The organism is Streptomyces sp. NPDC006372, assembly GCF_040612515.1.
In the GTDB taxonomy this organism is placed as follows: Bacteria; Actinomycetota; Actinomycetes; order Streptomycetales; family Streptomycetaceae; genus Streptomyces.
The window spans coordinates 37111-60704 of sequence record NZ_JBEXQJ010000038.1 but is presented as its reverse complement, the minus strand read 5'-3'; the positions used below and the strand labels follow the sequence as shown (position 1 = coordinate 60704).

18 protein-coding genes are annotated in these 23594 nt (G+C 71.3%); 5 read left to right on the top strand and 13 right to left on the bottom strand.

The genetic code is table 11. The features are described 5' to 3' along the window. Nucleotides 1-31: 31 nt before the first annotated feature. Entirely contained in the window at nt 32-1195 is a 1164-nt protein-coding gene (locus ABZ016_RS36390) for a citrate synthase/methylcitrate synthase (protein ID WP_356921004.1), read from the bottom strand. 110 nt (nt 1196-1305) lie between these two features. Here ABZ016_RS36390 and ABZ016_RS36385 point away from each other — a divergent pair, with 110 nt between their 5' ends. The 4 genes from ABZ016_RS36385 (at nt 1306) to ABZ016_RS36370 (ending at nt 6020) form a co-directional block, all read left to right on the top strand. Beyond that, nucleotides 1306-2580: a citrate synthase gene (locus tag ABZ016_RS36385; protein WP_356921003.1), complete on the top strand. Its 1275-nt coding sequence runs from the start codon at nt 1306-1308 to the stop codon at nt 2578-2580. 53 nt (nt 2581-2633) lie between these two features. Beyond that, complete coding sequence (locus tag ABZ016_RS36380; protein ID WP_356921002.1) at nt 2634-3578, top strand: sucrase ferredoxin; 945 nt, start codon at nt 2634-2636, stop codon at nt 3576-3578. A 91-nt stretch (nt 3579-3669) separates the two neighbouring features. Then, complete coding sequence (locus ABZ016_RS36375; RefSeq protein WP_356921001.1) at nt 3670-5340, top strand: sensor histidine kinase; 1671 nt, start codon at nt 3670-3672, stop codon at nt 5338-5340. Further along, complete coding sequence (locus tag ABZ016_RS36370) at nt 5340-6020, top strand: response regulator (protein ID WP_356921000.1); 681 nt, start codon at nt 5340-5342, stop codon at nt 6018-6020. The genes ABZ016_RS36375 and ABZ016_RS36370 overlap by 1 nt, the downstream gene beginning before the upstream one ends. A gap of 12 nt (nt 6021-6032) precedes the next feature. Here the strand turns inward: ABZ016_RS36370 and ABZ016_RS36365 are convergent, their stop codons facing one another. The 6 genes from ABZ016_RS36365 to ABZ016_RS36340 form a co-directional block, all read right to left on the bottom strand. After that, nucleotides 6033-7625, bottom strand: a complete 1593-nt coding sequence (locus ABZ016_RS36365; protein WP_356920999.1) for a cation acetate symporter — start codon at nt 7623-7625, stop codon at nt 6033-6035. Further along, nucleotides 7622-8182 (bottom strand): DUF485 domain-containing protein, encoded by a 561-nt coding sequence (locus ABZ016_RS36360; protein WP_356920998.1) that lies wholly within the window; start codon nt 8180-8182, stop codon nt 7622-7624. Before ABZ016_RS36360 ends, ABZ016_RS36365 begins: the two co-directional genes overlap by 4 nt. Before the next feature lie 69 nt (nt 8183-8251). Beyond that, nucleotides 8252-8935 (bottom strand): response regulator transcription factor, encoded by a 684-nt coding sequence (locus tag ABZ016_RS36355; protein WP_356920997.1) that lies wholly within the window; start codon nt 8933-8935, stop codon nt 8252-8254. Further along, nucleotides 8932-10083, bottom strand: a complete 1152-nt coding sequence (locus ABZ016_RS36350; protein WP_356920996.1) for a histidine kinase — start codon at nt 10081-10083, stop codon at nt 8932-8934. The genes ABZ016_RS36355 and ABZ016_RS36350 overlap by 4 nt, the downstream gene beginning before the upstream one ends. Further along, complete coding sequence (locus ABZ016_RS36345) at nt 10080-10604, bottom strand: DUF1453 domain-containing protein (RefSeq protein WP_356920995.1); 525 nt, start codon at nt 10602-10604, stop codon at nt 10080-10082. The genes ABZ016_RS36350 and ABZ016_RS36345 overlap by 4 nt, the downstream gene beginning before the upstream one ends. Nucleotides 10605-10957: 353 nt before the next feature. Continuing rightward, nucleotides 10958-13078, bottom strand: coding sequence for a DNA topoisomerase IV subunit B (locus tag ABZ016_RS36340; protein ID WP_356920994.1), 2121 nt, complete (start codon nt 13076-13078; stop codon nt 10958-10960). Between the two features lie 441 nt (nt 13079-13519). On the opposite strand from ABZ016_RS36340, the gene ABZ016_RS36335 reads away from it, so the two are divergent. Continuing rightward, nucleotides 13520-13750: a hypothetical protein gene (locus ABZ016_RS36335; RefSeq protein ID WP_003993464.1), complete on the top strand. Its 231-nt coding sequence runs from the start codon at nt 13520-13522 to the stop codon at nt 13748-13750. Between the two features lie 129 nt (nt 13751-13879). Here ABZ016_RS36335 and ABZ016_RS36330 read toward each other — a convergent pair whose 3' ends face one another. The 6 genes from ABZ016_RS36330 to ABZ016_RS36305 form a co-directional block, all read right to left on the bottom strand. Further along, complete coding sequence (locus tag ABZ016_RS36330) at nt 13880-14716, bottom strand: serine protease (protein WP_356920993.1); 837 nt, start codon at nt 14714-14716, stop codon at nt 13880-13882. 135 nt (nt 14717-14851) lie between these two features. Beyond that, nucleotides 14852-16393 carry an RNA polymerase sigma factor gene (locus ABZ016_RS36325; RefSeq protein ID WP_356920992.1) on the bottom strand — a complete coding sequence of 514 codons (1542 nt, stop codon included), beginning with the start codon at nt 16391-16393 and terminating at the stop codon, nt 14852-14854. Nucleotides 16394-16819: 426 nt separating this feature from the next. Continuing rightward, nucleotides 16820-17707, bottom strand: a complete 888-nt coding sequence (locus tag ABZ016_RS36320; protein ID WP_356920991.1) for an FCD domain-containing protein — start codon at nt 17705-17707, stop codon at nt 16820-16822. Between the two features lie 161 nt (nt 17708-17868). Then, complete coding sequence (locus ABZ016_RS36315; protein ID WP_356920990.1) at nt 17869-20301, bottom strand: ABC transporter ATP-binding protein; 2433 nt, start codon at nt 20299-20301, stop codon at nt 17869-17871. Nucleotides 20302-20409: 108 nt separating this feature from the next. Next, nucleotides 20410-21168 carry an NUDIX hydrolase gene (locus ABZ016_RS36310; protein ID WP_184989227.1) on the bottom strand — a complete coding sequence of 253 codons (759 nt, stop codon included), beginning with the start codon at nt 21166-21168 and terminating at the stop codon, nt 20410-20412. A 130-nt stretch (nt 21169-21298) separates the two neighbouring features. After that, nucleotides 21299-23218, bottom strand: a complete 1920-nt coding sequence (locus ABZ016_RS36305; protein WP_356920989.1) for a glycogen debranching N-terminal domain-containing protein — start codon at nt 23216-23218, stop codon at nt 21299-21301. Nucleotides 23219-23594 lie beyond the last annotated feature (376 nt).

The following is a 23594-nucleotide window of genomic DNA, read 5'->3' as shown; positions in this document are numbered from 1 at the left end:
GCCGGGAGGATCACGCCGGCCGACGCAAGGCTCAGGGGCGCGGGACGGGCGCCGGTGCCTCCGGTCCGACGTAGCGTGCCACCGGCCTGATGATCTTCGTGTCCTCCGCCTGCTCCAGGATGTTGGCGCTCCAGCCCACCACACGGGCGGCGGCGAACGTCGGCGTGAACATCTCGCGGGGCAGGCCGCAGAGTTCCATGACGAGGCCCGCGTAGTACTCGACGTTGGTGTGGAGCTCACGGCCCGGCTTCAGCTCCGCCAGGATCGCCTCGACGTGCCGCTCGACCTCGACGGCGAAGTCGACCCGCGGACCGCCGAACCCCTGGGCGACCTCGCGCAGCATCCGGGACCGCGGGTCCTCGGTGCGGTAGATCGCGTGCCCGAAGCCCATGATGCGCTCACCGGCGAGCACCCGCTGACGCACCCAGGAGTCGATACGGTCCGGGGTGCCGATCGCGTCCAGCGTGTCGAGCGCACGGCTGGGCGCGCCTCCGTGGAGCGGCCCCGACAGCGCCGCCACGGCACCGGCCAGGCACGCCGCCACGTCCGCACCCGTCGATGCGATGACCCGAGCCGCGAAGGTTGACGCATTGAATCCGTGATCAATGGTTGAGATCAGGTACTGCTCGACCGCCCGTGCGTGCCGCTCGGACGGTACCGAACCGGTCAGCATGTAGAGGTAGTTCGCCGCGTACGACAGGTCCTCGCGCGGCTCGACCGGCTCGAGCCCTTTCCCCAGCCGGTACAGCGCGGTGAGCAGTGTGGGCACGGCCGCGGTCGCCTCGAGGGCGTCCTGCCGGCGCTGCTCGGCATCGATGTCGTACACGGGACGGAAGCCCTTCGCCGCGCCCAGCAGCGAGAGCGCCGTACGCATCCCGGCGAGCGGTCCGGAGCGGCCTCCGGCCGCCGCGACGGCCGGCAGCGCCGCTCGCACCTCGCCGGGCAACTTCCGCAGCGCGGCGGTCTCGGCGGTGAAGGCGGCGCTCCGCCCGGCGTCCGGGAGCTCGCCGTGCACGAGCAGGTGCCAGACGTCCTCGAAGGCGCGGGTCCGCGCGAGGTCGACGGCGGAGTACTGGCGGTAGTGGTAGAAGCCCTCGAGACCACGGACGTCACCGATCCGGGTGTCGGTGACGACGACACCGGCGAGTCCCCGTGGTGCGTCGACGAGTGCGGCTGCGGAACTGTTGACGGACATGTCTGCCTCCCTGGACTTGATTCGACTGTCCATGGTTGACTTAAGGCCTGTCAATATTGATTGAATCAATACATCAGTCAATGCTCCGCCAGGCGGATACGGTGACCCCCATGCGCGATCAAGAACCCGCTCCTCTCGACGCGGAACGGCGGTTGAGCACCAAACAGGCCGCGGAGCTGCTCGGCGTGAAGCCCGAGACCGTGTACGCGTACGTGAGCCGCGGTCAGCTCAGCAGCCGGCGGGTGACCGGCGGACGGGGCAGCACGTTCGACGCCGCGGAGGTCGAGGCGCTCGCCCGGCGCAACAGGCGGGACGGCGCAGGGGGTTCCGGTTCCGGTTCCGGTTCCGGTTCCGGGGGCGAGCTGTCCGTCCGGACACGCCTCACGCTCATCGAGAGCGACCACTACTACTTCCGCGGTGTCGACGCGGCCGACCTGGCCGCACGGCACACCTACGAGGAGGTCGCCGAGTGGCTGTGGACCGGCCGGCTGCGCCCGGGCAGCACGTTCACCGCGCCCGCCGGGTCCGTCGCCGTCGCCCGCAGAGCCGTCGAAGCGCTGCCAGGACACGCTGCGCCGACCGACCTGTTGCGGGTCGCGACCATCGCCGCCGCGACCGCCGACCCACTGCGCTTCGACCTGTCCGAGGACGCCGTGCTCGGCACGGCCCGCACCCTCATCCCGACCCTCGTCGCCGCCCTGCCTCCGGCCGGGCGCGACCGTCGCGACGAAGGCCCCCTGGCACACCGCCTGTGGACCCGGCTGACCGGCCGGGACCCCGACGAGGCGTCGCTGCGCGCCCTGGACACCGCCCTCGCCCTCCTCGTCGACCACGACCTGGCCGCCTCCACGCTCGCGGTGCGCGTCGCCGCGTCGGCCCGGGCGCACGCCTACGCGGCGGTCTCCGCCGGGCTCGGCGTGATCGAGGGCCCGCTGCACGGCGCCGCCAGCGGGCACGCCCACCGGCTGCTCCGCGATGTGCTCGACCAGGGTGACGCCGCGCCCGTGATCGCGGACGAGCTGCGGGCCGGCCGCCGTGTCCCAGGGCTCGGCCACCGGCTCTACCCGGGCGAGGACCCACGCGCGCGTGCCCTGTTCGCCCTGCTGGAGCGGATCCCCCGCGCGGAGCCGGCCCTCCTCGCGGCCCGCGACATCGTCGAGACCACCGCCCGCCACGCCCCGCTGCACGCCAACGTCGACCTGGCCCTCGCGGTGCTCACCACCTCCTGCGGCATGCCCTCGACCGCGGGCGAGACGATCTTCGCCGTGGCCCGTACGGCGGGCTGGATCGCCCATGCCCTGGAGGAGTACGGCGAACGCCCGATGCGCATGCGCCCGAGCGGGCTCTACGCGGGCCCGAAGCCCCCTCAGGCCCTTCCGGAGTAGCACGAGCGGGGCCCGGAGACCGCGTTGAACCAACTCAGGTTAGGCTCACCTCTGTGAGTACGTGCTCAAGCGTCTCCCGGGACTTCGACGAGCCCGTCTCGGGAACCGCGGCCATCGCGAGGACCTGGCTGTTGCTGGAACAGCCCGGCCCCTGGGGTGCCAAGGCGCTCACCTCGAGCCACCTGGACCCCGCCCTGGGGCGTGCCCTGGAGGCCGCCGCGAAGGACACGGGTGTGCGGATCGTGCTCATCCGCCGCCCCGGGCGCCACGCGGACCGCCGGATGCCCGCCATGCGCCGGGTGTACGTGGCCCACACCGTCCCGGGCAACGTGTGGCTGCGCGCCGCCACGACCTCGGACGCCGGGCGGCTGCTCGACCTCGACTTCGCCGCGCTCGGCCGCGGCGACCACCGCACCTTCGACACGGTGCTCGGCGGCCGGCCCCACGACGGTGATCCGCTCGCCCTCGTCTGCACCAACGGCAAACGGGACCGCTGCTGCGCCCTCCTCGGCCGGCCCCTCGCGGCCGAACTCGCCACCTCCGGGGTCGGCGGCGTCTGGGAGGTCACCCATCTGGGTGGTCACCGCTTCTCCCCGACGGTGCTGGTACTGCCGTACGGATACGCGTACGGCCGGGCCGAGGCCCACACCCTCAAGGAAGTCCTGCACGGCGCACGGGAGGGGCGGATCGTCCTGGAGGGGTGCCGCGGGAGCTCGGCCTGGGAACGGCCCGGTCAGGCCGCCGAGCTCGCCGTACGCACCAGGACCGGCGAAGACGCCGCGGAGGCACTGAGCGTCGTACGGACGGCCGGCGCGGCCCCGCGCTGGGAGGTGACCGTCGCCCACAGCGACGGACGCCGCTGGCAGGTCGACGTGGCCCAGTCAGCGGGCCTGCCGTCCCGTCCGGAGAGCTGCGGGGCCTCGGTCCTGGGGTCGCCCGCGCGCATGGACGTGGTGGCGGTCCGCGAGGTCAGGGTGACCACGGCCCTCGCGAGCTGACCGGGCCGCCGGGCGCCCTCTCAAGCATTGATCAAGAGATCCACGCCACACCCGTTACGGCAGGTGGGCACGCCCACGTACCTTCTTGGGTATGAGCCCCACTCCCCCCGCACGCCGCCTGCGTCTCGGCCTGCCCCGGCGGGTGTTCTCGCAGGTGCTGCTGATGCAGGTGGCCATCGCCGCGGGAGTCGCGGTCCTCGCGACCGGGCTGTTCCTCGCCCCTCTCGGTGACCAGCTGGACGACCAGGCGATGCGCCGGGCGCTCGCGATCGCGCAGACGACCGCGCAGCAGCCCGAACTCGTGCGGGACCTGAGGGACACCCCGCCCTCCCCGGACGGTCCGGTGCAGCGGGAGGCCGAGCGGATCCGGAAGGCCACCCAGGCCGAGTACATCGTGGTGATGGACTGGCGGGGCGTGCGCTGGTCGCACCCCGACCGGAAGCAGATCGGCGGCATCGTCTCCACCGATCCCGGCCGGGCACTGGCCGGCAAGGAGATCATGGAGATCGACAGCGGCACCCTCGGCCGCTCCGCCCGCGGCAAGGTGCCCCTGCGCGACAGCGACGGCAAGGTCGTCGGCGCCGTCTCGGTGGGCATCGCCTACGACAACGTCCGGGCCCGGCTGATCCACGCGATCCCGGGACTGTTCGCGTACGCCGGAGGCGCGCTGGCCGTCGGCGCGCTGGCCGCGTGGGTCATCTCCCGGCGGGTCCACCGGCAGACCAGGGACCTGGCCTTCTCGGACATCGCTGCGCTGCTGTCGGAACGCGAGGCGATGCTGCACGGCATCCGGGAGGGCGTCGTCGCCCTGGACCGCACCGGCCGCATCCGCCTCCTCAACGACGAGGCGCAGCGCCTGCTGAGTATCGGGGACACGGCAGTGGGCCGTTCCCCCGACGAGGCGCTCGGCACGGGCCGCACGGCCGACGTGCTGGCCGGGCGGGTGACCGGTACGGACCTGCTCACCGTCCGCGGTCAGCGGGTGCTGGTCGCCAACCGCATGCCCACCGACGACGGCGGCGCCGTGGCCACGCTGCGCGACCGTACCGAGCTGGAGCAGCTGGGCCGCGAGCTCGACTCCACCCGCGGCCTGATCGACGCACTCCGCGCCCAGGACCACGAACACGCCAACCGGATGCATACGCTGCTGGGGCTGCTCGAGCTGGAGATGTACGACGACGCCGTCGAGTTCGTGGGCGAGGTCGTCGGTGACCACCGGGCCACCGCCGAACAGGTCACCGAACGCATCGAGGACCCGCTGCTCGCCGCCCTGCTGGTCGGCAAGGCGACCGTCGCGGCCGAGCGCGGTGTCGCGCTGTGGGTGTCGGACCGGACCCGGCTGCCCGACCGGCTGATCGATTCCAGGGGGCTCGTCACCGTCGTCGGCAACCTGGTGGACAATGCCCTCGACGCGGTCGCCGGCAAGCCGCACGCGCGCGTGGAGGTCGAACTGCGCGCCGAGGGGCGTACGGCGATCCTCAGGGTGCGCGACACGGGGCCGGGCATCCCGTCGGAACACCGGGAGTTGATCTTCACCGAGGGGTGGTCCACGAAAACGCCGCCGGCGCACCGTGAGCGGGGCATCGGGCTCTCCCTGGTGCGCAGGTTCGCCGAGCGGCAGGGGGGCAGCGCGACCGTCGGCGAGGCGCACGGCGGGGGCGCGGAGTTCACCGTCGTCCTGCCCGAGGCGCTGGCCGGCCCCGGCCAGGAGCCGGCGCCGGCAGCGTTGTCAGCGCCGCAGACCGCCAAGAAGGAGTCGTGATGATCGAGGTCCTGGTCGTGGATGACGACACCAGGGTCGCGCGGGTGAACGCCGCCTACGTCGAGAAGGTGCCGGGCTTCCATGTCGTCGGCGAGGCCCACAGCGCCGCGGAGGCGCTGCGCCGGCTGGAGACGCTGCCCCGGCTGGACCTGGTGCTCATGGACCACTACCTCCCCGACGAGACGGGGCTCGCGGTCGTCCAGGAGATGCGGCGGCGCGGCCACCAGGCCGACGTGATCATGGTGACGGCGGCCCGGGACGTGTCGACCGTGCAGGCGGCCATGCGACAGGGCGCGCTGCAGTACCTGGTCAAGCCGTTCGCCTTCGCCGGCCTGCGCGCCAAGCTGGAGGCCTACGCGGAGCTGCGCCGCACCCTCGACGGCGGCGGGGAGGCGGAGCAGGCTGAGGTGGACCGCATTTTCGGGGCTCTCTCGACACCGTCGGAACCCGACCTGCCCAAAGGCCACTCCCCCACCACCGCGGAACTCGTCCGCCAGGCCCTGATGCACGCCGACGGGCCTCTGTCCGCCCAGGAGATCGCCGAGCGGACCGGGGTGAGCCGCCAGACCGCCCAGCGCTACCTGAAGCTGCTGGAGCGCACGGGCCGGGCCAGGCTGACCCTCAAGTACGGCGACGCGGGCCGCCCGGAACACCGCTACGTGTGGGCGACCCGCGGCTAGGAGACGGGAGCCCTACGCCGCCCCCGCCCCGGTGAGCGACCGCACCTCGGTCTCCGCGTGCCTGGCCTCGTCCGGGACCTCCGCCGAGGTGACCGTGCCCAGCCAGCCGGCGAGGAAGCCCAGCGGGATCGAGACGATGCCCGGGTTCTGCAGCGGAAAGTACTGGAGGTCGACGCCCGGGAACAGCGACTCCGGGCTTCCCGAGACCACCGGGGAGAGCACCACGAGCACCACGGCCGGCACCAGACCGCCGTAGACGGCCCACACCGCGCCACGGGTGGTGAAGTTCCGCCAGAACAAGGAGTACAGCAGCACCGGCAGGTTCGCCGACGCGGCGACGGCGAAGGCGAGGCCCACCAAAAACGCCACGTTGAGATCCCGCGCCAGCAGACCGAGGGCGATCGCCACCACTCCGACCCCGACGGCCGCGACGCGGGCCACGGCCACCTCGCTGCGAGGCTTGCCGCCCCGGCGCCGCAGGGACGCGTACAGGTCGTGGGCGACGGAAGCCGAGGAGGCGAGCGTGATCCCGGCGACCACGGCGAGGATGGTGGCGAAGGCGACGGCGGCGACGATCGCGAAGAGAACCGTGCCCCCGGTGGAACCGGCACCGCCGCCCAGATCGAGCGCCAGCAGCGGAACCGCCGTGTTCCCGGCCGCGTTCGACCCGCGTACCGCCTCCGGGCCGAGGATGGCGGCCGCGCCGAATCCGAGCACGATCGTCATGAGGTAGAAACCGCCGATGAGTCCGACGGCCCAGACGACCGAGCGACGTGCGGCGCGGGCGGTGGGCACGGTGTAGAAGCGGGACAGGATGTGCGGCAGCCCGGCCGTGCCCAGCACCAGGGCCAGTCCCAGGCTGATGAAGTCGAAGCGGGCCGTCCAGTCCCCGCCGTACTTCAGCCCGGGCGCCAGGAAGGCCTCCCCGTGACCACTGCGCTCGGCCGCCGTGAGCAGGAGCCGGTCCAGATCGCCGTGGAAGCGCACCAGCACGAGCGCCGTCAGCACGACGGTGCCGCTGAGCAGCAGGAACGCCTTGACGATCTGGATCCATGTCGTCGCCCGCATCCCGCCCAGCGACACGTAGACCACCATGAGCGCGCCGACACCGATCACGGTCCAGTCCCGCGCCGCCTCGCTCGTGCCTCCGAGCAGCAGCGCCACCAGGCTGCCCGCGCCGACCATCTGCGCCACCAGGTACAGCACGGACACGGTGACCGATGAGGTCCCCGCCGCGATCCGTACCGGCCGCTCCCGCATCCGCGCCGCCACGACGTCCGCCATCGTGAACCGGCCGCAGTTGCGCACCAGTTCGGCCACCAGGAACAGCACCACCAGCCAGGCCACGAGAAAACCGACGACATACAGCAGTCCGTCGTAACCGAACAGCGCGATGAGCCCGGTGACTCCGAGGAAGGACGCGGCCGACATGTAGTCGCCCGCGATGGCAAAACCATTCTCCATGGGCGAGAAGAGCCGTCCGCCCGCGTAGAACTCCTCCGCCGATCCGCGTCGGTTGCTGCTCACCCAGGTCGTGATCCCCAGTGTGACCGCGACGAACGCGCTGAACAGCAGCAGCGCCAGCGCCTGGTGTTCGCCGGTCATGAGGCACCGCCGTTCACGCCGCGCGCCAGCTCCTGTGTGTCCCAGCGCAGTTCGAGCGCCGCCCGGTCCCTGCGCAACCGCGCGTGCCGCGCGTACGCCCAGGTGAGCAGGAACGTGGTCGCGAACTGCCCGAGCCCCGCCGCCATCCCCACGTTCACCGCTCCCGCCACGGGACGCGCCATCAGCCCCGGCGCGGTCGTGGCGGTCACGACGTAAACCACGTACCAGGCGAAGAAGGCCACGAAGGCCGGTACCACGAACCGCCGGTACCTCCGCCGCACCTCCTGAAAGGCCACGCTCCTCTGCACCTCGACATACGCATCGGCCGCCGCGCCCCCGCTCTCGGCCTCCCGGCGCGCCGCCGGAATAACCGCCGGTGCTGGCTCCCCGGCACCGGCCGACTCCCCCCAGCCGGAGGCGAGTGCGTCGTACCAGGGATCGTCGTACCTCAGGTGTCCGGCGTCCTCGGTCGGCTCCTGGGCATGACCGCCGAGTCGCTCGGCCGTACTCTCCTGACCGGCCCCGGCTGTGCGGGGACGGCCCTTGCTCTGCTGCATGCCCAAGGATGGACAGAACGGGACCATCCCCGACTCTTCTTCCCGCCGCTCTTCACCCCATCAGGTGACTCAACCCGCCGGCGGCCGCACCAGACCCTTTCCATAGGCGTAACGCACCGCCTGTGCACGGTCCTTGAGTCCTGTCTTGGTGAAGAGGTTGTTGATGTGGGTCTTCACGGTCGCGGTGGAGACGTGCAGTCTGCGGGCGATCTCCTTGTTGCTGAGCCCGTCGGCGATGAGCAGCAGCACCTCCGTCTCCCGCGCGGTGAGCCCGTCCGGCACCTCCGGGGGCGCCGCCGGTCTCGTCTCACCCTCCGTCAGTCGCTCGAGCAGCCGCCTCTGGATGCTCGGCGCGAGCCCCGCTTCTCCCGACAGCACGCTGTGCACGGCCCGCACGATCTCGTCCCCACCCGCGTCCTTCGTGAGGTAACCGCGCGCTCCAGCCGCCAGCGCCGGGAACAACGACTCGTCGTCGGCATACGTCGTGAGCACCACGACCTGGGTCCCGGGATGCTCTGCACGGATCCTCCGGGTCGCCTCCACTCCGTCGCAGCGGGGCATGCGCAGGTCCATCAGCACCACGTCCGGGGCGACTTCGGCGACCACTCGCACCGCCTCGTCCCCGTCTCCCGCGGCACCGACCACCTCGATACCTGGCAGCAGGCCGAGCAGCATCACGATGCCCTCCCGCACCACGGTCTGGTCGTCCGCGACCACCACCCGAGCGGGCTTCCGCTCGGACTCCTCCGTCATACCGGCACCTTCAACGTCACCACGAACCCTTCCACGCCCGGCCCCGCTTCGAGCGAACCGCCCAGCAACTCGGCCCGCTCCCGCATGCCCAGCAGACCGTACCCGGCTCCCGTGCCCGTCAGATCGCCCGGCGGACCGCCCGAGTCGCGCACGTCCAGGGTCACTTCATGCGGGCGGTAGTCGAGGCACAGGCGTACTTTGGCGCCGGGGGCATGCTTACGGGCATTCGTCAGGGCCTCCTGGGCGGCTCTGCGCACGGTCTGCGAAGCCTCGGCCGGCAACACCCTGCGTTCACCCGTGATGGTGATCTCGGCACCGTCGGCCGTACCCACCAGGTGGTTCAGGAAGTCCTCCAGCGGGGTCAGTTCGCCCCGCAGGGCGGAGAGCGCCTGCCGTGTCTCGGCAAGTCCGCTCCGCGCCATCTGCCGTGCCGCGACCACTCGTTCCAGAACCTGCTCCCGCTCCGCTTCGCGCTCGATCAGAAGCCGGGCCGCCTCCAGGTGCACGAGCTGGGCCGAGAGGCTGTGCGCCAGAACGTCGTGGATCTCCCGTGCTATGCGGGCCCGCTCCGCGAGCGCCGCCGTCTCCGCCTCGGCCACGCGCGCCGCCCGCTCCTGTGCGAGCAGCCGCTGGGCGCTGCCACGGGCTTCGGCGTCGAGGCGCAGCGTGTAACCCGCCAGGGCCAGACCGATGCCGGTGGCCACGGACGTCAGTACGTCCTCGTTGCTGACGGCCCCGAACGAACCGAGTGCCACGCCCGCGGCGGCGAGAGCCACTGCCGGGGGCAGCCGCTCCAGTGCCGAGACGGCGCAGCCGCACCACAGGACCGGGGCGGCCACCTCGAATCCCGACAACTGTGCCGTGAGGGCGACACCTTGAAGCAGCGCGAGGGCCGCCAGCGACGGCCACAGCCGGTGTTGGAGCGTCGACCGGAAGAACAACCAGGCGAGCAGCGCGGCGAGCAGCACTCCCCCGGCTCCGGCGGCCGCATTCCAGCCTCCCACCCTGCTGTCGGTGAAAGCACCCCACAGCAGCAGGCTCAGCACCAGGGCCCTCACCGTCCAGGCCAGCAGGCACCGGGCGCGTGAGAGCCCCGCGTGACTGAGGGCCTCCCGGGAGGGCCAGCGGGTCCAGGCGTTCTCCTTCACACGCGCTCCCTCGCCGCAGGCCGCATCGTGGTGTCACCGTACGCCGTACTCGCGCTCCCGGCCGGGCGCAGCAACTGACCGCGCCAGGCCAGGATTCCGGCCCTGACAAGCAGGGTGACGGCAAGCCCCAGCAGCAGTGCGGAGCTGTCCTGGTGGACGCCCGTCGCGGCGCCGAGCGCGAAGAGACCGGCGCGCAGACCGATACCGACGGCCCAGACGAGGAGGCTCACCGCGCTGCTCTTGCTCCACACGGTGCCGTCGGGCTCCGCCCATATCCGGGTGGTCCAGGCCCAGCCGGCCCCGGTGGCCAGACCGACCAGCAGCTCCGCGGCGAGCAGCAGCACTGATGCCGTGTGGTGACGGGGATCGAGTATGCCTGGCTCGCGCAGCGCGACGACGGCCAGGATCACGGGCAGGAGCCACCAGCGGCGCTCGCCGTCGATCCGGCTCGCCCGGAACTGCCGGGTGATCACCAAGACGGCAACGACCACGATCACCAACGCGTCGACGAGCCCGGACATCACAGCCTCCGTGAGCGGGAAGGGAGAGGCCGGCCGCGGGTGCCGCCGACGCCTTCGACACTACGGAAATCGCCAGGTCACGGGATCGGAGCCCGGGTGGATGGTGGGTGGATCCGCCCTCGGGCGGCTCTCCACCCAGGGGTGGAGAGCCGGGTCCGGTCATGGCCGGGACAGTAGGTACCTGCCGGTCCCGGCCCCGGTCCTCGGTCTCCGTCCCGGCCCAGGTCTCCGCCCAAGTCCTGCTCAGAACCGGGCTGCGACAGCTCCGGCCCACGGTCAGCTCCGGATGGCGCCGACAAGTGGGCCAGTACCCGTCCAGTCCCGCTCCGCCCGGCCGAAGCCGCACGCAGCGGCTACGCGTCGATCCGCGACCGGTCCAACGTAGCCGCCGAGTTGGAGATGAACTCCTTGCGCGGCGCCACGTCGTTGCCCATCAGCAGGTCGAAGACCTGCTCGGCGGCTTCGAGGTCGGAGAGGTTGATCCGGCGCAGGGTGCGGTGGCGCGGGTCCATGGTCGTCTCGGCCAGCTGGTCGGCGTCCATCTCACCGAGACCCTTGTACCGCTGGATCGAGTCCTTGTAGCGGATGCCCTTGCTCTGGAACTCCATCAGCTTGTCGCGCAGTTCGCGGTCCGAGTACGTGTAGACGTACTTGTCCTGGCCCTTCTTGGGCTGGACGATCTCGATGCGGTGCAGCGGCGGCACCGCCGCGAAGACCCGGCCGGCCTCGACCATGGGCCGCATGTAGCGGTGGAACAGGGTCAGGAGCAGCGTACGGATGTGCGAGCCGTCGACGTCGGCGTCGGTCATCATGATGATCTTGCCGTAGCGGGCCGTGTCGATGTCGAACGTCCGGCCCGACCCGGCTCCTATGACCTGGATGATCGCGCCGCACTCGGCGTTCTTGAGCATGTCCGTCACGGACGACTTCTGGACGTTGAGGATCTTGCCGCGGATCGGCAGCAGCGCCTGGAACTCGGAGTTCCGGGCGAGCTTCGCCGTACCGAGCGCGGAGTCGCCCTCGACGATGAACAGCTCGCTGCGGTCGACGTCGTCGCTGCGGCAGTCGGCGAGCTTCGCCGGCAGCGAGGAGGACTCCAGAGCCGTCTTGCGGCGCTGCGCGTCCTTGTGCTGGCGGGCGGCGATGCGCGTACGGGCCGCGGCGACCGCCTTCTCCAGCACGACACGGGCCTGCTGGGCGGCGTCCCGCTTCGTGGACGTCAGGAACGCCTTGAGTTCCTTGCTGATCACGTTGTTCACGATGCGACGGGCCGCCGAGGTCCCGAGGACCTCCTTGGTCTGGCCCTCGAACTGGGGCTCGGCGAGACGCACGGTGACGACCGCGGTCAGGCCCTCCAGGGCGTCGTCCTTGACGATGTCGTCCTCGGCGACGCGCAGCAGCTTCTTGGAGCGCAGCACCTCGTTCATCGTGTTGGCGACGGCCTGCTCGAAGCCCGCGACGTGGGTGCCGCCCTTGGGGGTGGCGATGATGTTCACGAACGACCTCAGCGTCGTGTCGTATCCCGTGCCCCAGCGCATCGCGACGTCGACATCGAGCTCACGGGTGACCTGGGTGGGGGTCATCTGGCCGTGCTCGTCCAGGACCGGGACGGTCTCCCTGAAGGTGCCCTGGCCGGAGAACCGGAGGACATCGCAGACCGGCTTGTCGCTCGCCAGGTACTCGCAGAACTCGCTGATGCCGCCGTCGAAGCGGAAGGACTCCTCACCCTTGCTGCCGCCCTCGCCCAGGCCGTACTCGTCGCGGACGACGATGGTCAGGCCGGGCACCAGGAACGCGGTCTGGCGGGCGCGCTGGTGCAACGTCTCCAGGGAGAGCTTGGCGTCCTTGAGGAAGATCTGGCGGTCGGCCCAGTACCGCACGCGCGTGCCGGTGCGGGTCTTGGGGATCTTCTTGGCCTTGCGCAGGCCGCCGGGCTCGAACTTGGCGTCCGGGCCGCTCGCGGAGAAGGCTCCGGGGACACCACGCCGGAAGCTGATCGCGTGCGTGTGACCACCGCGGTCCACCTCGACGTCCAGACGGGCGGACAGGGCGTTCACCACGGAGGCGCCGACACCGTGCAGGCCGCCGGAGGCGGCGTAGGAGCCGCCGCCGAACTTGCCGCCGGCGTGCAGCTTGGTCATGACGACCTCGACACCGGAGAGGCCGGTCTTGGGCTCGACGTCGACCGGGATACCGCGGCCGTTGTCCCGGACCTCGACGGAGCCGTCGTCCTGAAGGATGACCTCGATGTGGTCACAGTAGCCGCCGAGGGCCTCGTCGACGGAGTTGTCGATGATCTCCCAGAGGCAGTGCATCAGGCCTCGGCTGTCGGTCGAGCCGATGTACATGCCCGGACGCTTGCGCACGGCCTCGAGCCCCTCGAGGACGAGCAGGTGCCGCGCGGTGTAGTTGGAACCGTCCCGGTCTGCTCCTGCCAGCAGAGCTGTGGACGGCACGGACGTCTCGGCGGTCACGCGGTTCGCTCCTCGCTGAATTTCGAATGGGGCCCTCATGGGTAAGGGCGCGGCATCAGTCACCGGTGAGAGGGTACCGAGGCCTGGTAGAGCCGTTGTAACGCCACCCTCGTCGAGAACTCAGACTAGTCCACACTCGCATGCTTGTTCGATCCCTCGATGGAGTGAAGCACACATCACGTTCCCTTCCAGGCATGAACCATTTAGGCTCCGGGCACGTCCTCATGAACAACCGGCAACCCAGCCGGGAGGACTGACCACCGATACGCCGCGAAGCCCCGTAAGACACATAGACACGCAATACGGCACATTCGCCGCCAACCGGCAGCAGACAGCCACCTCGGAAAGATTTTTCGAGGAAAAGCCACGAGCGGGAACGTTTTGGGGCTGGTTGGATGTTGACCCTGGTACGACAGCTCGTCGAGCTAGAGAAGAGGCGACGTGACTACTGTTCTGACCCCCGCGAGCCCGTTGACGGCCGCCGATCGCTGCGACCGCTGCGGCGCCCAGGCATACCTGCGCGTCGTCCTGCTCAGCGGCGGAGAACTGCTCTTCTGCGCCCACCACGGCCGCAAGTTCGAGCCAGAACTCAAGAAGATCGCCGCTGAGATACAGGACGAGACGGAGCGGCTGACGTCCGCTCCCGCGACTGCCTCCGAAGAAGAGCGCTGACACCTCGCGTCCGACGACGAGCCAGCCCGGCACAGGCCGGTGAACGGGCGGCTGCCTCTCCTCCGAGAGGCAGCCGCCCGTCCTCGTCCCCCAGAAGCCTGCTCAGACTCCGCTGGACTGTCTCCGCTCTCATCCCCTCATCCAGCCGAGCGTGCGGATGATGTCGGACACCCGCACATAGACGCCCGGATTGCCGGCTCGCCCGCAGCCGATGCCCCAGGACACGAGTCCGATCAGCCGCCCCTGGGCCACCAGCGGGCCCCCGCTGTCGCCCTGGCAGGCGTCCCGGCCTCCGGCCACCTCCCCGGCGCACAGCATGCTCCCGGCGTCGTAGGTACCGTCGGCACCTCCCGGATACGCGTCCTCACAGAGAGCATCGGGCAGCACCCGGACGCGTGCCGCCCGCAAACTGTTCGAATACTCGCCGACGCCTGAGATGTCACCCCATCCGTACACCGTCGCACCCCCGCCCACCGTGTACGCCGGGTCACCGTCGGCCGCCATGGCGATGGCCGAGCCGGCTGGGAGCGGTGCGGCCAAGGTGATCACGGCGAAGTCGCCGACACTGCTGACCCCGTCATAAGCGGGGTTGACCCAGATCTCCCGCACGGCGGCCTCCACGCCGTCCCGGCCGGAGAGCAGGTTGGTGCGCCCGGCTATGACTCTGAGGTCGCGTACGCGCTCCGGCGGTCCGCCCAGGACCTCCTCGCTGAGGCAGTGGGCCGCGGTGAGCACGGTGCTGTGACCGACCGCCACGCCTCCGCAGAACTGCCCGGCCCGCGTACCCCCGAACCGGTCACGGCTGGACAGGGCCACCGTCCACGGGCTGTCCGACGCCTCGACGGGGAAACCTCCTATGACCACGCTGTCGGCGACCACAGGGGCGGTGAAGCCCGCTGACAGGGCGGTTACCGCAGCTGCCAGGACCAGCGGCCGGGCCAGGACCCGGACAAGGCGACGACGCATACGCACTCCTCACTCCGTGGTGTCGGCTTGACACCCAGAGTGATTCACCCCGCGACACCTCGCACCCGCGGGAAGGCAGGTACGACGAAGGCCCGGCCCCCTCGGGGACCGGGCCTTCCATGTCGTACGGCTCGACTAGTCGAGGTAGTCGCGCAGCACCTGCGAACGCGACGGGTGACGCAGCTTCGACATGGTCTTGGACTCGATCTGGCGGATCCGCTCACGCGTGACGCCGTACACCTTGCCGATCTCGTCGAGGGTCTTCGGCTGACCGTCGGTGAGACCGAACCGCATCGAGACCACGCCGGCCTCGCGCTCGGACAGCGTGTCCAGGACGGAGTGCAGCTGCTCCTGGAGGAGCGTGAAGCTGACCGCGTCGGCGGGGACGACCGCCTCGGAGTCCTCGATGAGGTCACCGAACTCGCTGTCGCCGTCCTCGCCCAGCGGGGTGTGCAGCGAGATGGGCTCACGACCGTACTTCTGGACCTCGATGACCTTCTCCGGGGTCATGTCGAGCTCCTTGGCCAGCTCCTCCGGGGTGGGCTCGCGGCCCAGGTCCTGGAGCATCTGGCGCTGCACGCGGGCGAGCTTGTTGATGACCTCGACCATGTGCACCGGGATACGGATGGTGCGGGCCTGGTCGGCCATGGCGCGGGTGATGGCCTGACGGATCCACCAGGTGGCGTACGTGGAGAACTTGTAGCCCTTGGTGTAGTCGAACTTCTCGACCGCGCGGATCAGACCGAGGTTGCCTTCCTGGATGAGGTCCAGGAAGAGCATGCCGCGGCCGGTGTAGCGCTTGGCCAGGGAGACCACCAGACGGAGGTTGGCCTCCAGGAGGTGGTTCTTGGCTCGGCGGCCGTCCTCGGCGATGATCTCCAGCTCACGCTTGAGCTTCGGCGCCAGCTTGTCGGAGTTGGCCAGCTTGTCCTCGGCGAACAGACCCGCCTCGATGCGCTTTGCGAGCTCGACCTCCTGCTCGGCGTTGAGCAGGGGGACCTTGCCGATCTGCTTGAGGTAGTCCTTGACCGGGTCTGCGGTGGCACCGGCCGCGGCGACCTGCTGGGCGGGCGCGTCGTCCTCGTCCTCGTCGGACAGCACGAACCCGGCGTTCTCGGTGCCCTCGGGCTCCTCGCCGGCCTTGCCGGGAGGCGCGGCCTCCTCGAGCACTTCCTCTTCGAGAAGCTCGACGTCGTCCTTCTTGGCGCTGGTCTTCTTGGCCGCGACCTTCTTGGCAGGCGCCTTCTTCACGGCCGCCTTCTTGGCGGTCGTCTTCTTGGCGGCTGCCTTCTTGGCGGGCGCCTCCTCCTCGACCGCGGACTCGGCGGCGGGGGCCGCCGGCGTGGCGGTCGCGGTGGGCTTCCTGGTGGTCACCGCCTTCGCCGCGACCGACTTCGTGGCGGTGCGCTTGGCGGGACTCTTCGCTGCGACGCTCTTTCGGGTGCGCTTGGGTTCTGCGGCACTGACCATCAGCGTCACACCCTCTTCCTCGAGGATCTGGTTGAGGCTGCGCAGTACGTTCTTCCACTGAGTGGCCGGAATCTGGTCAGCTTCGAAGGCCCGACGCACGTCATCGCCGGCGATCTGCCCCTCAGCCTTTCCCCGCTCAATGAGCGCCATGACAGAGACGGACTCGGCGATCTCCGGCGGGAGCGTACGGGATGTGCTGGCCGACACGAACAACCTCTCGGAACGTTGGAAAACGGCTTCCGGCCCCGTCCATAGTGGACAGGAGCCGACCGCCGGCTTGGGAATGGGCCGACGGCGCGGGCGGGGGCCGGGAAGATGCACAGCGCCGTGAACGGCGTCCGTATTCCCTCCGCGGCTGTCACCTCTTAGGTCATCGCGTTGACCCCACGAGCGTTACGCCCAATTCGCGTGGCCCGAGTCACACCCCGTAAGCGAATAAAGACGGTCAGATGCGGGCAGACGAGGTCACAGCGTGTTGTGACCTGATCGCTCCAGCAGAATCGGGGCCCTTCGCGCCGTCGGACCCTGCGGGATCGCGAGGATCCCGCAGGGTCCGACGGGAGGCGGTTCACCGACCGGGCACTGCCACAGGAGGGGGGTGGCACACCCGGCCGCGCCGCCCGTGGAACGCGGTCAGTGCTCGCGCGGGGCGGGCACTACGCGGTCCACCTCGGGGTGGAGTGTGAGGAGTTGCCGCATGGCCGCCTCGGCCGCGGCGCCGTCACTGGCGGCGAGGGCCTCGCAGATGCGGCCGTGATGCGCCAGCGACGTCTCGTTGGGCCGCTCACAGCCCGTGACGGGACCACCCGAGACCTGGAGGGCCGCCGACACGATGCCGGAGAGGTGCTCCAGCATGCGGTTGCCGGCGATCTGGATGAGCAGCGAGTGGAACTCGGAGTCCGCGCGGGAGAAGGTGAGCGCATCACCCTGGGCCATCGCGTGCCCCATGATCTCGACCATGTCCGTCAGGCGCTGCTGGACGTCCTCGCGCCCGTGCCCGGCGGCGAGGCGGGCGGCGAGGGGCTCGATCGTCCACCGCAGCTCGCTCAGCTCGCGGCGCTGATCGTCGCGCTGCGGCCCGAAGGCGCGCCACTCGATGATGTCCGGGTCGAGGAGGTTCCAGTCACTGACGGGGCGCACGCGCGTGCCGACGTTCGGGCGGGCGCTCACCAGGCCCTTGGCCTCCAGGACGCGGAGCGACTCGCGGACGACGGTGCGCGAGACCTCGAAGCGCTGGCCGATCTCCTCGGGCACCAGCGGACGGTCCGCACCCAGGTCGCCGGAGACGATCATCTGACCCAGCTGCTGTACGAGTTGGCCGTGCAGCCCGCGTCCGCGGCTGCCCGCGGCGCGCCGGCCCACACGGCCCAGCTCGGGATCCGCGCCGTCCCAGGCAGGGGCCCCGACGCGGTCGACGGCGGGCGCCTCGGCGTAGGGGTAGCGGTCGAGTTCGCCCGGGCTCGCGAGGCCGGAGTCAGCGGAGCGGGCGGCGGTCATCATGGTGTGCGCAAGGGTACTCACGCATCCTTTGTCGGCGCCGTCTCCAACTCCCTTGAGGTCTTTGGTGAAAAGCACACGAAAGGGTGATCGCTCACAGCGTCGCAATTGACGCCTTATCGGAAAGAAATGGGCGTTCTGCGGGGAGTTGTGGGCATGGCCGGACGAAGCGTTACGGACAGTTGTCACGGAAACCTGCTGTGTACGGTGGTGAGCAGGTACGCGCAGAGCAGAGCGGTCAGCGACAACGTCAGTGCGCCACCGACGGGTTGGGAGATCGCCCCGAGAGCGGCCTCCAGGTAGCGCTCTCCCCCGAAGGGCCACCGCAGCAGCAGGACCTCTCGCAGGCGCAGGGGAAGTCCCGCCGCCGTCCGCGCGGACGTCCCCGCCTGAAGCTTGTGCACCACGGGCACGACGAGGAGTGGCACGGCTGCCACCGCCGCGAGTCCGGCCGAGGTGGACCGGAAGACACCCGCGGCCAGGACACCCGCCCAGGCGCAGCCGACCACGAGCCCCACCCAACTCGTACTCAGCGAGGGCCAGTCGGCGGGAACCTGGACGAGCTCCCGTCCGTAGAGGAGATAGAGCACCTCGGCGTCGCAGCCGACCGTCAGGACGGCAAGCGCCAGCGCGGTGACCGAGGCGACGAGCAGTTTGGCGGCCAGCAGCCCCAGCCGGCGGGGCACGGTGCCGCGATCCGCCGCCAGGGCGGGGTGGCGGAACTCGTCGCCGAAGGCCAGAGCGCCGAGCAGCCCCGCACCGAGCGCCGCGGGCGGCAGGGGCAGCTCCCGGGGCCATGCGGCGAGCAGGCGCGGTTGCGGGGTGTGCCCGATGCGTGCGAACACGACGGCGGTCACGGCGGACACGAGCAGCACGACGGCCCCCGTGAGGAAACCGGTGCCGATTCCGGCCGCACGTCGGATCTCGTAGCGGAGAGGACGAAGGGGGCTGGGGGCGGGGCGGACGGAGATGGGGGGCGGCAGAGGGGGCAGCGCGTCCAGCCCGCGGGCCGGGCTCGCCGCGTGGCTGTTGGCCGGGGCCGAGTGGGCTGGCGCGGCCGAGGCCGCCTGAGGATCCACGTCGGCGCTGCCCGCCTGGCCGACTGCGGGGGCATCCGGGCCCCCGTGCGCCATGGCAGCGAGCTGCGCGTGGCCGCCAGAGGGCAATGGCGCTTCGGCCGGCGGCTCGGGTGCGTCCGCGGTGGAGGGCTGCTCTCCTACGGGGGGTGGCGCGTCCGCGGCGGGGGGCTGCCTCCCTACCGAGAGCTCGGACGCGTCATCGGCGGGGCGCGTCCTGTCGACGGAGAGCCCGGGCGCCTCAGCGGCTGGACGCGGCCCGTCGACGGACAGCTCGGGCGCGTGATCGGTGGGGTGCTGCTCGGCTGCGGCCGGCTCAGACGGGTCGGCAGGGAGCCGTAGCTCGTCAGGGGCCGGATCAGAGGTGACGGCAGTGAGCTGCAGCTTGACCGTCGGCCACGGCTCGGCGGTGGGCACCATGGCGGCCGGGGCCGCCTCATCGGAAGCGTCGAGGGGTGATGTCGGCGTGTCGTGGGAGCCAGGGCGTGTGGCGATTGGCCAGTGCGCGTCGACGGTGTGCGCCGGCTCGGCGTCGACACGGGGCTCACTGTCGGCGGACGTCCGCACGGCACCGGTCTCGTGCCAGGAGTCCGCAGCCCGGCCCGCATTCACACGACCCCGGTCACGACCGCCGTGCGGCCCGTCCTCCCGAACGGTGCCCGCGCCGGGGCCCATGTCTCCGATCTCGTCGGCGAGTCGGTGGACGACGATGCCGTGGCGGAACGCTGTTTCACCGACGTCCGCACAGCTGCTGCCGTACACGGAGAGGCGGTTGCCGTCCTCGTGTACGACCTCCACGGAGCGCTGCGTGGTGCGGGCCTGCTTGGCCAGGAGCGCCCCCAGGCGGGCCGCGTGCGGGCTGCGTACGGCGACCCTGGGACGCAGGCGGGTCCGCGAGAATTGCGCGGCCTCCTGGTCGGCCACGAGCCTGCCCCGCTCCAGCGTGATGACGCGGTCGGCCGCACGTGCGGCCTCCTTGGGGTCGGCCGTGGTGAACAGGACCGTGCCGCCCTGAGCGGCGTGTGAGCGCAGCATGCCGTGCAGCCAGTGGCTCTCACGGCTGGAGAGCCGGTCGGCGGGGGCGTCGAGGACCAGGGTGTGCGGGTCGGCCAGGAGCGCACAGGCCAGGCCGAGGCGGCGGTCCATGCCGCGCGACAGGGTGCCGAGCCGTTCGTCGCGCAGACTTCCGAGCCCGACCGCCTCGAGGACTTCGTCGGCACGCCGGCCCGAAACCCCCGCGGCGGCGCACAGCATGCGCAGATGACCTCGGACCGTGCGGGCCGGATGCCCCGGCACCTCGCCCAGCAGCACACCGACCTCGCGCGAGGGATGGGCCATGCGATGCAGGGGGCGGCCCCGGAAGTAGGTGACGCCACGGCCCTGTTGCAGTTCGAGCATGAGTCTGAGAACCGTCGTCTTGCCGGCGCCCGGTGCTCCGAGCAGCGCGGTGACGCGGCCCGCCCGCGCCTCGAAGGAGACGTCGTCGGCTGCGGGCGGCAGCTCCTTGCGGGGGTTGCTGGTCAATCCGAACGCCTGGATCACTCGCAGCAAGATAGCGCGTTATGTCCGTTTTTTCGGGCAGCGCAAGGCCTTCCGTGACTACAGCGACAGCCCGCGCCCCTCCACAGGGGGTCACCTCCGGGCCAAACCTCAGACCTCGGGACGCAGCATCGGCGGGTTGAGCAGAGTGGCACCCCCGGCCCGGAAGAGCTGGGCGGGGCGACCGCCCTGGCGGGTGGTCGTCCCACCGGTGGGCACGAGGAAGCCCGGGGTGCCCGTGACCTTGCGGTGGAAGTTGCGAGGGTCGAGCGCGACACCCCACACCGCCTCGTAGACACGGCGCAGCTCCCCGACGGTGAACTCGGGCGGGCAGAAAGCCGTGGCCAGCGACGAGTACTCGATCTTGGACCGAGCGCGTTCCACACCGTCCGACAGGATCTGCGCGTGGTCGAAGGCGAGCGGCGCGACCGGCTCGGCATCCCGCCCGTAGCCGCCCTGCTGCAGCAGCTCCTCGACCGGAGCCCAGCGCGCGTTGCTGGCGTCGCCGCCCGCTCTGGGCGCGGGCAGGTCGGGGGCGAGGGCGAGATGGGCGACACTGACGACCCGCATTCTGGGGTCGCGCTTGGGGTCGCCGTAGGTGGCGAGCTGTTCCAGATGAGCCCCGTTGTCCTGGGCGGGTACGGAGGGATCATGGACCCGCAGCCCGGTCTCCTCGGCCAGTTCGCGCGCCGCGGCCTGCGCCAGGTCCTCGTCGGCCCGCACGAAGCCACCGGGGAGCGCCCAGCGCCCCTGGAAGGGCGGTTCACCCCTGCGTACCGCCAGCGCGCACAGGGCATGGCGGCGCACGGTCAGCACGACCAGGTCCACGGTGACGGCAAAGGGCGGAAAGGCTGACGGGTCGTAGGGCATGCGGCGATCATAGTCGTCTGCCTGACGATAAACACTCCCTTCGCCCCGCGCATCGGCCACTGATCCACTTCGGTCCGGTATGGGCTCCCCCGACTGTTCCCGATGGCCGACAGCCGCACGTCGTTCCAGTTCACACCCCCAGTTGCAGGCCGTCGGCGGCCTCCTCGACCATGGCGAGGCCGAGTCGGCTGACCCGCACGGAGAACGGGGCTCCCGCCACCCGCAGCCCTGTCAGACCGATCTCACCCAGGGGCGCGCTGCGCACGGGGCGCAGGGTGACCGTCCCTGCCGGGGCGTCGGGGCGAATGCCCGCGAGTGTGGTCAGCAGCAGGACTCCGGCAGCCGCCGGTGCTGCCGCCGGGCGGCAGGCGGCCGGGTGCGGGAGGGGAGCACTCCCCTCCGTGCGCTGTTCACCGGCATACATCTCGGGCAGCCGGTAGGCGAAAGTTTCGGCCGCCCCGAGTACGCCGCGCAGCAGCGAGTTCGCTTCCTTCTCATAGCCGGCGACGGCCAGACCCGCGACGGCGACGGCCGTCTCCTGGACCCGTACGGCCCCGGCGCGGTGGCCGAACGGGTTGAATCCCGGTTCTTTCGCGCCCAGCCCGCGCAGGCCCCAGCCCGAGTCCATGACAGGGCTGCCGAGCAGCCGGGCGAGTTTCTCGGTCTGCACGTTGTCGAGCAGTCCGGGCGCCGGCGCTCCCTCGCCCAGCAGGCCGGTGTCGAGGAGGTGGACGGCGGCCGCGCCCAGGTGGGGCACGGGCCTGCCGTCCGGGGCCCGGCCCGCGGCGGGCCGGCCGCCCCCGCGGTCCTCGACCCAGAAGTCCTTCCGGAACGCGGTCCGTAAGGTCTGCGCCCACTGCCGCAGTGCCGTCCCTCCCGCGCGGCCACATGCGTCGAGCAGGTCGGCGCCGAGCAGCGCGGCTCGGTGGGCATGGGCCTGTATCTCGCACCGCACGGGAACGCCGGGGTACGGGTCACGCAGGTACGTGTCCTCGCCCACAGTGGTGCGCAGCCAGGTCAGGCAACGCTCGGCGGCGGGCAGCAGTTCCTCCGTCTCCTGCTCGGTCAGACCCCAGCGGCGAGCCTCGGCGAGCAGTGCCGGGAAGAGCAGCGTGGCTTCCGTGCCGGTGCACTGCGGCGGGAGGTGCGGCCCGGCGTCCCGTCTCGGGCCGGGGATCATCCCGCATTGCGGTCCCGGGCCGGTGAGTTGTGTCCGGGCGAGGGTCCGCAGGGTCCCTGCTGCCAGGCCCGTACCGAGCGGCAGTGCCATCCGGGCGGCCACGAGAGCGTCGACGGGTGCCAGGCCACAGCGCCAGGGCGCGCCCGCCGCGAGGTGGGTGTCGGCGGGGTTCGCGGAGTCACGCATCAGGAGTGCCTGGAGGTCCTCGATGCTCGTCCGCAGGAGTGCGGAGACTCTGAGGTCGTCGCCTTCCGCGTGTGCGGCGGCGAGTGGGCTGGTCGCCGCACGGCCGACGGCCCGGAGGGGACCGGCGCCGTCCGGGCGCGCCCGCAGTTCGACGCTTCTGCTGCCGCCGGGCGGCAGGTCGAACTCCCATCGCAGCAGACCGGACGAGGCCAAGGCGTCCGAGGGTGGCGGTTCGGCCGTCAAGGACGCGCTGCCGGCCGCACAGGACCAGCGCAGACCGGAGGCGTGGACGCTGGCGGGCAGTTCGGGTCCCGTGTTGCCCGAGGCGATTGATCCGAGGTCGGCCAGGTCCGTACCCAGGGACACTTCGACCGGCAGGCGCAGCGGGCGCGGCGCCGCGCTGTGCAGGGTGATCCGCTCCGTGCCGTCCGCGTACCGGTTGCGTTCGACGATCACATCCGGGTCCGGTCCTGCCTGCGGGGACGTGCGCAGCGTCCCCACGAACCTGGCTCGGTCGGACGCGGCCATCCGGGCCTGAACGGCGAGGGGTTCCCGTCCGGCCACGCGGAGCTCGCACCGGGAGAGCAGGCGTCGGCCCGCGCGGTAGAACCCCTCCAGGCCCCGGCCGGTCATCTGCCCAGCCTCCGTCGAGATGGCCAGTCCGGGCAGGGCGACGCAGATCATCACGGAGTGGGCGGGCGGCAGGTCGGCGGACCAGCGCAGTCCGGGGATCGTGGCACCCCTGGGAGGGGCGGGGGACGGAGGCGCCTGTCCGGTGGGGGGTGGGGTCCGGCCTTGAGCAGCCTGTCGGCCCTGAGTCGGAGCCGGGGTGGGCTGCGAGGGCGAGCCGTACTTCGACGTCGAACCGGGACTGCGTGATCGGTCCGTCCAGCGAGCGGACGAACGGCCTGTGCCTGGCGGCGACGGCTGGCACGAGTCCCGGCCCGGAGGTGCTCCGTCACGTGAGGCTCCGGAGGGGAATCCGGACCCGAGACCGTCGACACGCGCCGCCGGCCGTAGCGGCACGTCCTGGTCACCCGCCCCGGCTGGGCCTGCCTCG